This window comes from Pseudalkalibacillus hwajinpoensis (assembly GCF_039851965.1).
GTDB lineage: Bacteria > Bacillota > Bacilli > Bacillales > Guptibacillaceae > Guptibacillus > Guptibacillus hwajinpoensis_E.
In genome coordinates, this window is the sequence record NZ_CP156674.1 from 2591183 (window position 1) to 2604079 (window position 12897).

General features: G+C 40.5%; 15 protein-coding genes and 1 pseudogene. 10 read left to right on the forward strand and 6 right to left on the reverse strand.

The genetic code is table 11. From position 1 onward, the window contains the following. Positions 1-35 precede the first annotated feature (35 nt). The gene (locus tag ABFG93_RS13530) at positions 36-380 is read left to right on the forward strand and encodes a helix-turn-helix domain-containing protein (protein ID WP_347548546.1); all 345 of its coding nucleotides are present in this window, start codon (positions 36-38) and stop codon (positions 378-380) included. Positions 381-557: 177 nt separating this feature from the next. Here the strand turns inward: ABFG93_RS13530 and madM are convergent, their stop codons facing one another. Next, positions 558-1322 carry a malonate transporter subunit MadM gene (gene madM, locus ABFG93_RS13535; protein WP_347548547.1) on the reverse strand — a complete coding sequence of 255 codons (765 nt, stop codon included), beginning with the start codon at positions 1320-1322 and terminating at the stop codon, positions 558-560. After that, entirely contained in the window at positions 1303-1719 is a 417-nt protein-coding gene (gene madL, locus ABFG93_RS13540; RefSeq protein WP_347548548.1) for a malonate transporter subunit MadL, read from the reverse strand. The genes madM and madL overlap by 20 nt, the downstream gene beginning before the upstream one ends. Before the next feature lie 324 nt (positions 1720-2043). Between madL and ABFG93_RS13545 the strand changes: the two genes are divergently transcribed. The 7 genes from ABFG93_RS13545 (at position 2044) to ABFG93_RS13575 (ending at position 8861) form a co-directional block, all read left to right on the forward strand. After that, positions 2044-2721, forward strand: a complete 678-nt coding sequence (locus ABFG93_RS13545; RefSeq protein WP_347548549.1) for a GntR family transcriptional regulator — start codon at positions 2044-2046, stop codon at positions 2719-2721. Positions 2722-2788: 67 nt separating this feature from the next. Next, positions 2789-3709, forward strand: a complete 921-nt coding sequence (gene mdcH, locus ABFG93_RS13550; protein WP_347548550.1) for a malonate decarboxylase subunit epsilon — start codon at positions 2789-2791, stop codon at positions 3707-3709. Positions 3710-3738: 29 nt separating this feature from the next. Continuing rightward, positions 3739-5388: a malonate decarboxylase subunit alpha gene (mdcA, locus tag ABFG93_RS13555; protein WP_347548551.1), complete on the forward strand. Its 1650-nt coding sequence runs from the start codon at positions 3739-3741 to the stop codon at positions 5386-5388. Positions 5389-5402: 14 nt separating this feature from the next. Beyond that, a complete protein-coding gene (locus ABFG93_RS13560; protein ID WP_347548552.1) occupies positions 5403-6260 on the forward strand; it encodes a triphosphoribosyl-dephospho-CoA synthase in 858 nt (285 codons plus the stop codon). Between the two features lie 18 nt (positions 6261-6278). Beyond that, a complete protein-coding gene (locus tag ABFG93_RS13565; protein ID WP_347548553.1) occupies positions 6279-6602 on the forward strand; it encodes a malonate decarboxylase subunit delta in 324 nt (107 codons plus the stop codon). Continuing rightward, positions 6568-8250 carry a biotin-independent malonate decarboxylase subunit beta gene (mdcD, locus tag ABFG93_RS13570; protein WP_347548554.1) on the forward strand — a complete coding sequence of 561 codons (1683 nt, stop codon included), beginning with the start codon at positions 6568-6570 and terminating at the stop codon, positions 8248-8250. The genes ABFG93_RS13565 and mdcD overlap by 35 nt, the downstream gene beginning before the upstream one ends. Continuing rightward, the gene (locus tag ABFG93_RS13575) at positions 8244-8861 is read left to right on the forward strand and encodes a malonate decarboxylase holo-ACP synthase (protein ID WP_347548555.1); all 618 of its coding nucleotides are present in this window, start codon (positions 8244-8246) and stop codon (positions 8859-8861) included. Before mdcD ends, ABFG93_RS13575 begins: the two co-directional genes overlap by 7 nt. A 233-nt stretch (positions 8862-9094) precedes the next feature. Here the strand turns inward: ABFG93_RS13575 and ABFG93_RS13580 are convergent, their stop codons facing one another. Continuing rightward, on the reverse strand, positions 9095-9247 hold the full coding sequence (locus tag ABFG93_RS13580) for a hypothetical protein (protein ID WP_347548556.1): 153 nt from the start codon (positions 9245-9247) through the stop codon (positions 9095-9097). Beyond that, positions 9247-9591 (reverse strand): enoyl-CoA hydratase/isomerase family protein, encoded by a 345-nt coding sequence (locus ABFG93_RS13585; RefSeq protein WP_347548557.1) that lies wholly within the window; start codon positions 9589-9591, stop codon positions 9247-9249. The genes ABFG93_RS13580 and ABFG93_RS13585 overlap by 1 nt, the downstream gene beginning before the upstream one ends. Positions 9592-10168: 577 nt before the next feature. On the opposite strand from ABFG93_RS13585, the gene ABFG93_RS13590 reads away from it, so the two are divergent. Both ABFG93_RS13590 and ABFG93_RS13595 read left to right on the forward strand, forming a co-directional pair. After that, the gene (locus ABFG93_RS13590; protein ID WP_347548558.1) at positions 10169-10447 is read left to right on the forward strand and encodes a hypothetical protein; all 279 of its coding nucleotides are present in this window, start codon (positions 10169-10171) and stop codon (positions 10445-10447) included. A gap of 401 nt (positions 10448-10848) precedes the next feature. Beyond that, positions 10849-11052 (forward strand): hypothetical protein, encoded by a 204-nt coding sequence (locus ABFG93_RS13595; RefSeq protein ID WP_347548559.1) that lies wholly within the window; start codon positions 10849-10851, stop codon positions 11050-11052. Between the two features lie 236 nt (positions 11053-11288). Here ABFG93_RS13595 and ABFG93_RS13600 read toward each other — a convergent pair whose 3' ends face one another. Both ABFG93_RS13600 and ABFG93_RS23120 read right to left on the reverse strand, forming a co-directional pair. Beyond that, positions 11289-11702 (reverse strand): hypothetical protein, encoded by a 414-nt coding sequence (locus ABFG93_RS13600; RefSeq protein ID WP_347548560.1) that lies wholly within the window; start codon positions 11700-11702, stop codon positions 11289-11291. A gap of 432 nt (positions 11703-12134) precedes the next feature. Beyond that, positions 12135-12312, reverse strand: a pseudogene (locus ABFG93_RS23120) (IS5/IS1182 family transposase); the annotation flags it as partial. Positions 12313-12897: the final 585 nt, after the last annotated feature.

Below are 12897 nucleotides of genomic sequence, written 5' to 3' on the forward strand. Positions count from 1 at the left end.
AGAGGAACCAACATATAGGAAGGTGAAGATGTTGGATGATAGGAGAAAATCTTAGGAAACATCGACTGAAAAAAGGGATTACATTAACCGAATTAGCTCAGCGGTCGAAAGTCTCTAAATCTTATTTAAATAGTCTTGAAAGAAATATTAAAAATAATCCATCAATCAACCTGGTTAAACGGCTCGCAAATGAATTAGGTACGGATATTTATCAAATTATTGGTGAAGAAAAAAATAGTGAAAACCCAATCAATGAGAGAGAAGAATGGAGAAGTTTCATTAAAAATGTGAGAGATGCTGGGATTGAAAATGGGGAGTTGAGTGAATATAAAGAGTTGATTGACTATATAAAATGGAAGAATAGAAAAGTTGGGGGGTAATGGATTGAATTTTTATAGAGAGTCTAGAGTTTATTAATTAAACGTTTGATTAAGCAATAGTAGCTAAAGCGCATTAAAAAGTCTTTCTCTTTCTGAGAAAGACTTTTTAAATGTTTTATTTGAGTTAGATGGCCAAAATAAACCGCTTAATCCATCTACTACCTATTACTCGTAAACCTAACCCACAATAGACCTGGTAATTAAAAATAACACGGATGGAACAAGTAAACATCCTAGCCCTGTATAAAAGGTAGCGGTCATAGCTCCATAAGGCACGAGCTTAGGATCAGTTGCTGCTAATCCTCCGGCGACACCGCTTGTGGTACCCATGAGTCCCCCGTATACGATCGCAGAACGTGGGTTATTTAAACCAATATACTTGGCGATAAATGGTGTTCCAATCATGGTAAGGATCGATTTAACAAGACCTGCTGCAATGCTAAGAGTAATCACTTCTGAGCTTGCTCCTAGAGCGGTACCTGTGACTGGACCAACTATGTATGTTGCTGCACCTGCTCCAATGGTAGTTAAGCTGACGGCATCTGTGTAACCAAATGCATAGGCGATGACTACCCCGACTATAAATGAAACGATAACCCCAAGGAAGAGAGCTAATACACCGCTTAAACCCGCTTTCTTAATTTCATCGAAGCTTGCACCGAATGCTGTGGCTACAATGGCAAAGTCACGAAGCATTCCACCACCCATTAGCCCGATGCCAGCGAAGATCCCGACGTCTGAAAGTCCTTGTTCTCCGCCTGTCGTTACCCCTCCGATATAGGCAAGCACAAGACCAACGATTATAGCGACTGCTGATCCATGAAGTCGTCCTCTAGTTAGTTTATCGGAGATGAAATAGGAAATGTACATTGCGGCACCAATGACAGCAAACGAAACAATTAAGCCGTTATCTTTAAAAACGTTACTTAATATTTCGAACATGATTGTCTCCTCCAATCACCTTAGCTTCGTTGGCTTCATATTTCTTTTTCCCAATATTACTGAGTAAAGGTACCATGGCCCAACTGACTGCAACGGCGACAATCCCTGCCAAAATTGCCACAGGTCCGCCATCGATAGCAGCGACGACATTTTGTTTAGCAGCCATTGCAATAACAATTGGTATATACATGGCGCTCCAGAAAGCAATTCCTGCCTCAAAATTAATAGTCAATTTGTTTTTCTTTTTCATGTAATCCACTGTCAGAACAAGGATGATCATAGCAATTCCAACACCACCAACATTCGCATCTACACCTACAAGGACGCCTAGTAAGTCCCCAATGAACGCACCAGCCAATAAGCAAACTGCCAACAAGGCAACACCATAAACAACCAAATTTATTCCACCTTTCTTTTATATTCCAACCATGAATGAAGAGCATCTCATCAAGAAGCATGGCAAAGAGGGACCGTCAAACATTGACTTTATTGGTAGTGTTCAGCGGGTATGGTGAATACGTAATCACTCCTCTCAGGAAAGAAAGCGTTTCCAAAATATTAGACGTCAATCAACTGTCGACCGTATCACTCATTATAAGTGGACGAATTGGAAATATCAAATACTTTCTGAATTATCTAAATTAATTGAAATATAAACTTATTCACGTTATAATTTAATCGACAGTCGACAAGAAACATTTCTACAAAGGGGGACGACATCTTGAGTTCGATCGATTTAAGTAGAAACGCACTTTCCAATCATATTGCAGAACACATTACAAATCAGATTATTACCGGCGAGCTTCAGCCGGGTGAAAAGTTGATTGAAAATACATATGCTGAAGAATACGGGACGAGTAGGGCACCTATTCGAGAAGCTATTTTTTTATTAACAATTGAAGGACTCGTTGAACGAATTCCAAGAAAAGGTGCAGTCGTTAAAGGCTATACGGAAAGTGAAATCTATGACTTGTTAGAAATTCGAATCATGCTTGAGTCACTGGCAATGAAACGGATCGCGGAAAATGGAGTGAATGGAGAGCTGGTAGAAGAGATGGAGAAGCTCCTCGAGCAAATGCATGAAGAAGATGACATTAACCATTACACCGAGATGAATCATTCGTTTCATATGTGTATTGTAGACATGAGTCATAGCGATGTAATTAAGAACATGTACACACGTTTGAAAATGCCTCTTTTAAGAATTCAGAGTCTTTCTTTTGCGAAAGAAGGGAATATCGGGAAATCAATTAAAGAGCATCACGTTATTGTGAAACTCTTGAAAGAAAGCAACGTGGTAGAGGCAGGGGAAATACTCCATCAACATAATCAAGATGTTATTGCTAGTATAAGGAATCGGTTGTTTCAAGAGAAAGGGATAAAACCACTAGATAATTAACGTTTAGGGGTTTCCCCCTTCCACATCCACTTTGGTCGACAAACGACTAAAAAGGAGGAGATCGATTGTGAGCGTTGCGTTTCTATGCCCAGGGCAGGGATCACAACAACCAGGAATGCTCCACGATTTACGAGATAACCAGGCAGTGAAGGAAACGTTTGAAGAAGCGAGGGACACCTTAAATGAAAGCGTTATCTTACTGGATTCTGAAGAAAAATTAAAATCCACTAGAGCTGTTCAACTTAGTTTATTAATAGGGGGTGTTGCATCCGGTAGACTTTTCGAAACAGAAGGAGCACTCCCTGACATGGTAGCTGGTCATTCAGTAGGGGCTTTTACTGCTGCGGTACTAGCGGGTGTGATTAGTTTTCGTGATGCCATTTCGGTTGTGAAAGAGCGTGGGGAATTGATGGAGAAAGCTTATCCTCACGATTATGGAATGGGGGTTGTTGTCGGTCTAACGAAGTCTAAGCTGGAAGAGATTCTTTTAAGAGTTTCAGATCATCCTGTTTACCTTGCAAACCTGAATTCACCTGATCAGATCACCATTTCAGGATCGAGGACAGGGATACAACTGGTGTTGGAAATGGCAGCAGCTGATGGGGCAAGAAAAGCTGAGTTCTTGAATGTCAGTGTTCCCTCGCATTGTCCATTGCTAGATCCTGTGGCCGATTGTCTGTATGAAAGAATGAAGGAGCTGGCGTTTTGTTCACCAATTATTCCTTATGCAGGCATTCGAAACGCTCGTGCTCTTCGTGATCCAGAGAGTATAAAGAAAGATCTGGCCTTTAGCGTGTCCAATCCTGTTCGTTGGCATGAGGTAATGACATTGTATTATGAGCTTGGTGTCAGATTATTCATAGAATTGCCCCCTGGTCGTGTGTTAAGTGATTTCGCGGATAGGGCGTTTCCAGATGCACGCTCTTTAGCTGTTTCTGAAAGTGGTATGAAAACAGCTCGAATTCTAATGGAACGTTACCGGAAGTAGACAAAAAATGATTGGAAGGAAGTGTTGTAATGCTTGGAGTACAATCAAAGAAATCATGGAAAACCAGACGAGATGCAAAGGCTAAACGTATTGAAAATGTAGGAGGGTTCGTTTCAGGAAAGGTGATTCCAACCGATAAAATAGTGGAAGCACTAGAAGGACTAATAGCGCCTGGAGATCGGGTGGTCCTAGAGGGAAACAATCAAAAGCAGGCTTCTTTCCTTTCGGCTGCCCTGAGTGAAGTGAATTCTGAAAAGGTTAGCAACCTCCATATGATTATGTCGAGTATTTCGCGTCCGGAGCATCTTGATATTTTTGAAAAAGGTATTGCGCAAAAGATTGATTTCTCTTATGCAGGTCCGCAAAGCTTACGGATGGCACAAATGCTTGAAGATGGAAAAATCACTATGGGTGACATCCATACGTATCTGGAATTATACAGTCGTCTATTCGTAGATTTAATTCCTTCAATTGCGTTAGTGGCAGCTGAGAAGGCAGATGAAGAGGGGAATCTCTATACAGGTCCGAATACGGAAGAAACCCCAACTCTAGTCGAAGCGGCAGCTTTTCGGGATGGGATCGTCATTGCTCAGGTTAATGAAGTGACGGATGATCTACCACGGGTGGATATACCGGGTTCATGGGTGGATTTTGTTGTAGTAGCTGACAAGCCTTTTCAGCTTGAGCCGCTTTTCACAAGAGATCCTCGTCATATTTCTGAGCTCCAAATTCTTATGGCGATGATGACGATAAGAGGTGTATACGAACGGCATCAGGTTCAATCACTCAATCATGGGATTGGCTATAACACAGCAGCGATTGAGCTATTATTGCCAACGTATGGTGATTCGCTTGGCTTAAAGGGAAAGATCTGCAAGCACTGGGCATTGAATCCACATCCAACGATGATTCCAGCCATTGAGAGCGGTTGGGTAGATAGTATTCATTGTTTCGGTGGAGAAGTTGGAATGGAAAAGTACATAGCAGCGCGTCCTGACGTCTTTTTTACGGGAAAAGATGGAAGCTTACGCTCGAATCGCACCCTTTCTCAGCTTGCTGGTCAATATGCAGTGGATCTCTTTGTTGGTTCCACTCTACAGATCGATCCTTTAGGAAATTCCTCAACGGTCACATCTGGAAGGCTCGCTGGATTCGGAGGTGCACCGAATATGGGACACGACCCAAGAGGAAGAAGGCATTCGACTCCGGCATGGTTAAATATGATGACGGAAGATGACCCTCTTGCAAGAGGTAAAAAGCTTGTCGTTCAAGTTGTGGAAACCTTCCAGTCTAGTAACACTCCTGTATTCATTGAATCGCTCGATGCAATTGATGTGGGGAGAGAGGCCGAGCTAGCGACCACACCTGTCATGATTTATGGAGACGACGTTACCCATATCGTTACAGAAGAAGGCATTGCTTATTTGTATAAAGCGCGAAGCATGGAGGAGAGAAAAGAAGCGATTGCTGCTATTGCCGGTGTCACATCTGTTGGCTTAAGTCACAGCACTAAACGAACGGATAAGCTAAGAAAAGAGGGACTGATTGCTTTACCACAGGATCTTAAGATCCGCAGGACCGATGCAAAACGCTCCTTGCTTGCTGCTAAAAGTGTAGAAGAGCTTGTTGAATGGTCCGATGGCTTATATGAACCACCACAAAAGTTTCGAAACTGGTAAGGGAGGAGCTTAAGATGGACGATAAGACAATCGCTAATGTTGCTGTTGAATCTCTAATAGAGGAAGCAGAACTCACGCCGAAGCCAGGGCTTGTCGACAGACTTGATAATGGGGCACATGACGATCTGGATCTTCCTTTAATGATTAAATCAGCTACATCCTTAAGAGGTACTTTCCGGGAGATGGCTCGTGTCACTCATTTACAGGACCCAACTCAATCGATGAGAGAAGAAATTGCCAAAATAGGTCGCCAAGGTGAGCTCGTGATGTTACAGGCTACTAATGGTACGAATACGCATAAAGGGGCCATTTGGGCTCTGGGTCTCCTAGTAGCGAGCACCTCTGCTCTAGGACAGGATGCAACTGATCGAGGGATGGCTGCTACTGCGGGTAAGATTGCTCGTTTTTCAGATCGACATGCACCAGGAGGGAATTCAAATGGTAATCGTGTTATGAAAAAGTATGGTGTGCCCGGTGCGAGAGGTGAAGCCGAGCAGGGCTTTCCTCACGTAGTTAACATTGGATTACCTGTTTTAAGGAAGGGACGTGAGCAGGGCGTATCTGAAACCCATGCAAGATTGAACGCATTAATCGCACTCATTGCTTCTCTTGATGATACGTGTATTCTTCACCGTGGAGGAGCTAAAGCCTTATTGGATGCTAAGAAGAAAGCGGGAATCATTGTAAAACATGGTGGTGTGTCCACGAAAAATGGATGGAGAAGCTTACAGAAACTGAATCAATCCTTGCTAGGATATAATGCGTCACCTGGAGGAAGCGCGGATTTGTTAGCGGCAACGTTGTTTTTAGACAAAGTGGAACAGTTAAATAGGAAGAAGTCAGGTATGAGAAGCATGATACCCACTTATTAAAAAGCTGGAGGTGCAAGAATGGAAACGTTAATCTTTGAATTTCCTGCTAGTCAAACACTCAGCCATCGCGCGCATGTTGGAGTCGTTGGATCAGGTGACCTCGAAATTTTATTTGATCCATCTATTGATGCTAAGACAACTGTGAGTATTCGTACAGGTTCAACCGGATTTCAGGAAACATGGGAAAAGGTACTGGGACGCTTTTTTAGTCAAAATGATGTAGCTGCTACGATCAAAATCAATGATTTCGGTGCCACACCAGGGGTCGTATCTATGAGGTTAGCTCAAGCATTGGAGGTGAGTCAGAATGGCAGTCAAGATACTGAAGCAAAGCTTCGTTGAGTTAAATGCAAGAGGTCGGGCTGAGACTATTCTTGATGATGGCACGTTTAGAGAACTGCTTAGTCCTTTCGATGGGATTGAATCCCCTCACCTTGAGAAGCAGGGGATTGTCCCGCAGTGTGATGATGGTGTCATTGTTGGGCGCGGGACTATTGCGGGTGAGCCGGCTGTAGTTGTATCGATTGAAGGAAATTTCCAGGGCGGTGGAATCGGTGAGGTATCAGGAGCGAAAATTGCCGCTGCTTTTGAGTTAGCGCTTCGTGATAATAAACAGGGGATTCGTGTGCGTCCGGTTCTCTTGTTTGATACGGGCGGCGTACGTCTGCAGGAAGCGAATTATGGATTGTTGTCTATTTCCGAAATTGGGTCGGCTATTGTGGCGCTGAGACAATATGTCCCGGTTGTTGGCGTTATTCCTGGAAAAATCGGTTCCTTCGGAGGGATGTCTATTACAGCTGGATTGTGTCATACATTAATTATGACGCGGGAAGCGCGGATTGGGTTAAATGGACCTGAGGTTATCGAGCAAGAGGCAGGCATCGAAGAGATTGACTCAGCTGATCGACAGTTAATCTGGGGAATGATTGGCGGGGAACAGCGGGTCGAGTCAGGTCTAGCGGATCATTTAGTGGAAGACGATATTTCGACTATAAAAGAGCATGTCCATCTAGCTTTCTCAAAAGAAGAGAAAGAAATGCCACGAAGTGCTAAGATTGAGCTATTTGAACGGTTTCTAAACTCTTTTGATCCTCAACAATCAGTTGGTCCAGCGGATGTTAGAAAGAGGTGGAATGAGAAGAGTTTTGAGTCAAGGGCGGTTAAGGAAAAAGGAAACCTTACTACCAGTAGAGGTCATATATGGTTTAAAGCCTTAACAGATGCTACGGACACTTCAAGTCAAGCCGAGGTTCCGTCTGTACTGTGCAAAGATCATGAGTTAAACGGAAAGATGGTTCGTTTTATTTCAGTCGTGCCGAATGAAAATGGACGATTCCCTAGAGCCAGAAAAGGCGAAGTAGGAATCGAGGAAGGGTGGACTATTGCCAGATACATTCATGAGGCGATTGAGGAGGATACTGGAGGTGAACCACGAGCGATTGTTGCGGTTATCGATGTACCCAGTCAAGCCTATGGTTATAAGGAAGAGCTTCTTGGGCTTCACCAATCCTGTGCAGCAGCTGTTAATGCCTATGCTACTGCTCGAAATTTGGGGCATCCTGTTGTAAGCTTTATCGTTGGGAATGCCATTTCCGGAGCTTTTCTATCACACGGCATGCAAGCGAATCGATTAGTTACACTTAATGATGAAGGTGTAAACGTCCATGTGATGTCGAAGCAATCAGCGGCACGTATCACGAGACGTTCCATTAGTGAACTGGAAGAAGCGACAAAGAAGGTTCCTTCTATGGCTTATGACATTCGTTCATTCTCAACATTAGGTGCTCTTCATGACTTAATTGATGGGGTGAACGCTGATCATCCTGGAGAAGAAGATATTGCTCTAGTCAAAGACAGGCTCGAACAGGCGATCATCGATGCAAGACTTGGACCAAATGATTTAAGTAATCGTCTAACTTCATCGGAAGCGATCAGTGGTGGACGAAAGGCTTCTATTGAAGTAAGGGAAAAGATGAAGGAACAATGGTAATCGTACTACCTCATGATTTATTACGAATCAGTAGTGTTAATGATTTATTAGAGGAAGAAGGCCCGGCATGGGTAAGTGATTTTTTGCTTCGCGCTCCTTTTGTAGTCGTAAGAAGAGCACTCATTAATGAGGGGCTAATCCCAGTTGGCATTAGGGGGGAAGCACGTAATCAGCGACATGCTTCCTTACTTGCAGAACAAAAGATACTGGAACGGATCACGCCAGAACAACTTGCTCAGGGAATTGGTTGGAAGAAGTATAGTAGGTTTAGAGAATTACCTGCTCTTCAATCACTTGATTTAGTAGAGGGTTTATTTGCTTCCTATAACCTTTCATGGGGACCGACCGGTAGTGTTGGATTTGAGCTTGCAAGCGGAGTAGCGACAGCAAGTAAGTCTAGTGATTTGGATATTGTCATTAGGGAACCAGAGGGATTATCCAAAGCGATTAGTAAAGAATTAACAACTGAGTTAAAGAAGGCACCCTGTCACATTGATGTTCAAGTTGAAACAAGGTATGGAGCGGTTGCTTTATTGGAAGTAGCAAGTGGAGGGTCTACTATTTTAATTAAGAGGGATAAAGGACCGGAATTGATTGAGAATGTGTTTTAGAGTTGGAATAGCGATGCATTTATAGAGCGATTAATAAAACAAACTCACCAGGATACCATGGGTGAGTTTGTTTTGTAATTTAATTGTAGATCGACTTTAAGCTCTTAATAAAACACAGGTTTTCTCTTCTCAAGAAATGCATTTATTCCTTCATTTCCACTCTTGTAACGGTTCGCCGCGAAATTGATAATGATTCATCCTTTAGCTGTTGTTCAAGCGTACTATCAAAGCTATTATTTATCAATTCCAAAAGCCTCCATTGCCCCTTCTGATAAAGAACGACCAATGGTTTCGGTGTACTCCTTTAATTCATCTGGATTAACTACCTGGTTCACTAATCCTAGCTCTTTCGCATATGTTGCATCCACTACAGAGTTTAGAATCATTAATTCAAGTGCTTTTTTAGTTCCAATGAGATTCTCGGTAAGAAATAGGTTGACCCCCCATCAGGAGTTAAACCAGCTTTCGTATAGGCCAACGTGAATTTTGAGTTTGTTGTAGCATAGGTTAAGTCTGTCCAACAAGCAAGACTCATGCCAGCCCCTGCAGCAGTGCCGTTAACTACAGCAATCACAACCTTTTGGATAGTAACGAAATGGTTGGTAACTTGAAGTAAGTATTTATCAATTTGATCTTCCTGGTCATTAAAAGACTTTAATTCTCCTCCTACTGAAAAGTGCTTTCCGCTCCCGGTTAGTACAACCACTCTAATATCTTCATCTAGTTCCATCGAGTTTGCTGGTTTTCAAGTTCCTGGGCAATTTCTAGTGTGATCGCATTTCCTGATTCAGAACAGTTCAAAAAAATCCAACCTATATGATTTTGTTTATGTATTAAAACTTGAGGATCTGCCATATGTTCACTCTATAGTTAACTTTACCTGGCGTTCGACTGAGCTTAGGGACTATTTCAATTATCGGAACATCACCGAGTTCAGGATGTTCTACGGTATTAAACATTTTCATAAGGATCTTTAACAATTTCTTTAGTGCTCTAAATCATTCGGGGTGGAACACCGTTCTCTCGCAGTGCTATTTGCAGCAATTAGTTTCCTAAAAAACTCTTTCACAAAAGAGAAAAAAAGAGATGACCAGGTAGTTGACACAGCCATTTATGAAGCAGTCATAGTTTGGCACTCAAAAACCTTCTGTATATTGTTTGTCTTTTGCAATTGAACAAAGGGGTGATGTAAGTGGACGCTTATCAATTCATTAAGGAATCTATTATCAAAGGTAATTAGCAAGGATTATAGCCGTGATATTCTATACGATAAAAAAAAGATTGAATCTGAAATAATGATAAAGAAAGTGGACAAAGTCTATAGTTTTTTGCGAAAAAGTACGAAAATCAAGATTAAACTAGCTGAAGAGCAAATAAAAGAAGTGGTGCGAGAATCCTTACTGCAGAAAGATATAGCACTGATCACATCGGATGTGACATACAAAGATGGTTATGCAAAGAAAGATCTAGTTAAACTATTTACTGATCTGGCGAATGAACAACAGGTAAACATATGTTTTCCAATTCTTGAAAACCGTGATAAACGTCAACCTGTGGTTATTACTTTGGAGTCTTATTGGTTCTAATTGATGCACATCACCAACTGCAAAGGCTTTATTTGTACGATAAAGTGGTCCAATTAAATAATGAGGGAGAATTTGAGGTGAAGGCAGCTATAAAACCCGAATTATCAAGATAGCTGTCAATCGATGCAAAGCAAGGCGGCTGAATTGGCAAGTGTGACGAAATCTTTAGAAGACGTTAGTTTGGAAAGAGCGAAAGAAATCGATCAGCAATACGAAGCGGATAAAAGTGGATAGAAGAACTTGTGACTCGCTGATTTCACCTAGGAAATTAGTATGATTATAATAATTATATATTTAGTTAATCCGATGTAGTTTATGTAATATTCATCAATAACCATTTATTTCTAATTAGTTATTGTTACAATTGTTAATAAATTACTAGAGTTAAGAAGGGAGCAATAATGAAATTATTAAAAGGTAGTACACTCATATCTTTAGGTGCGTTTATTTTGTTAATCTTACTGGATTACTTTTCTAATAAAGGATTGAATCTATTAGATAATGCTTTTCAAGCTGTATTACTTGGTGTCTTTTTTGCATTTATTACTTGGGCTTTTGATAGTAAAGATTATAAGAAAAAAAAGAAAAACTTCGATCAACCATGAGAGGTGATCGAAGTTTTTTCTATTTTACCAACCCTCCTCCGACCACAAACATGATGTATAGAAATACATTATTGTAGCTGCAATTCCAGCTAAATTACCTTTCACACCAACTCTTAGTAGCTTTTTAGCGGCTTTATCATATTCTCCGTCGTAGATCCAAGTGAAAAATGTTGTCCACCCAGCGATTGAAAAAGTAGCTTTCCATTCATTTGCAATTTTATCTTCAATACAACGGTCTACTGCTGCTGTTTCTTACTGATAGGATTATTGAAATCTTTATAATCATTACTAGGAACCATTGGAAGACCAATATCGATTGACTCACCTGTAGTAATTTTATCATCATCATTTGTATTTGCATTGCTATTCGCTTGTTGAGCCTCTGTGACTTCCTTTAAATTTTCCAGCTCGGGGCTAGTTCCGTACTTCGCTTCAACTTTTTCGATATCTATACTTATTATATTCCCTTCTGCATCTTTGGTAGTTGCTTCTTCAAATACAAATTCTAGTTTTTTAGCTAAATCTTTTACATCTTCTTCTGTGAAGTTATTTGCTTCTTCTGATTGTGCACTTGCGTTTAATGAAAAAGAACCTACAATTAGAATTATTGATAATGTTAAAAGCACCATCCTTGTGAAAAGTTTTTTCAAAACATAATTCCCCATTTCTTTCTATTTTTTGGCTATCTTGCTTCCTGAAAACAACGTATAACAACTTCTAATATATGTCAAAATGAGTAAATAAAAGTAATTTAATTCGAGTTGGGAAAATATAACTATTAAGAGATAGTTCTATTTTAAAGCACCCCAAATAAATCCACATTGGTATAAATTAATGATTAAATAGTTACCGTTCTTAAAAGAATAATAAGCTAATGTAGTTATTTAGTAGGATTTAGAATTTCTTTAATAGAATCAAGGGGTATCTTAGTTCTTTTTAGTGTTGAATAAAACTGAGAAGAGATCATTCAAAAGGGGAATGATTAAAAGCTGAGATTAATGATGAATCACTAGAACCGTCCGAGACCAGTGAAAAACGAAAGTTTTTATATTGGGTTTACAAGTTAACTCCTAAATAAACACGAGAAGAGAGGTCGCAATCGCTGCGATCCTCTTGATGTTGATTGAATGGAAGTACTTAATAGGCCATACCCATTGGTTCGAGATAGGCCGTGATATCGTTTGATCTCCACATTTTTCCCTTCGATGGTCGCTCTCTTTTATACTTTTCCTTAAACTCCTCTGATTTTTGAAACATTGTTTATAATCTAGAAAAAGTCTTTCAGGATTGTTATTGGTTCAAAATGATAACATTTCAAATCATACCTATCATGAAGCAAATAAGCAGGGAATATGGGAGTTATGGGAAACGTTGTTTTTTTACTTTCCTGTTGTTACAACAACTATGCACTCTTTTCATTCAGGCAAGTTTCTGATGATAAAAGATTTAATTGATCTCATGCTAGTAGATGAATCCGGTCAAATCCTCCCTCATTGTCTCGTCATGACCACTCTATCGAATAAAGAGAGCAATTGCAGTTGGTGATGTACAACAGATAGAGCTAGTTCGTCTTCAAACAAATAGTTTCATTGGAGTACCAAACTATCAGAAGTATCTGTATAACAAAAGTACATTGTTAATATCCATATACTCAGGCACTTTCCGTATTTCGTAGTTAGCAAAAACTGAACTTATAGCATGAATAATAACAACTGCTAGACAGGCTAATGCTCTTAACAGAAAAGATTAGAAAGGCTTAAATAAACTAAATAGAACAAACTTTCAAAAAACATTGAAATTCACCAAAACTTTCTTTATAATGAGCTTCAACGACACCATTTGAAG

Excerpts from the sequence above, each read along its gene's own strand:
- ABFG93_RS13530 (WP_347548546.1), top strand. The coding sequence starts at position 36 with ATGATAGGAGAAAATCTTAGGAAACATCGACTGAAAAAAGGGATTACA.
- madM (WP_347548547.1), bottom strand. The coding sequence starts at position 1,322 with ATGTTCGAAATATTAAGTAACGTTTTTAAAGATAACGGCTTAATTGTT.
- mdcA (WP_347548551.1), top strand. The coding sequence starts at position 3,739 with ATGCTTGGAGTACAATCAAAGAAATCATGGAAAACCAGACGAGATGCA.
- ABFG93_RS13560 (WP_347548552.1), top strand. The coding sequence starts at position 5,403 with ATGGACGATAAGACAATCGCTAATGTTGCTGTTGAATCTCTAATAGAG.
- ABFG93_RS13565 (WP_347548553.1), top strand. The coding sequence starts at position 6,279 with ATGGAAACGTTAATCTTTGAATTTCCTGCTAGTCAAACACTCAGCCAT.
- mdcD (WP_347548554.1), top strand. The coding sequence starts at position 6,568 with ATGGCAGTCAAGATACTGAAGCAAAGCTTCGTTGAGTTAAATGCAAGA.
- ABFG93_RS13575 (WP_347548555.1), top strand. The coding sequence starts at position 8,244 with ATGGTAATCGTACTACCTCATGATTTATTACGAATCAGTAGTGTTAAT.
- ABFG93_RS13580 (WP_347548556.1), bottom strand. The coding sequence starts at position 9,247 with ATGATTCTAAACTCTGTAGTGGATGCAACATATGCGAAAGAGCTAGGA.
- ABFG93_RS13585 (WP_347548557.1), bottom strand. The coding sequence starts at position 9,591 with ATGGAACTAGATGAAGATATTAGAGTGGTTGTACTAACCGGGAGCGGA.
- ABFG93_RS13595 (WP_347548559.1), top strand. The coding sequence starts at position 10,849 with ATGAAATTATTAAAAGGTAGTACACTCATATCTTTAGGTGCGTTTATT.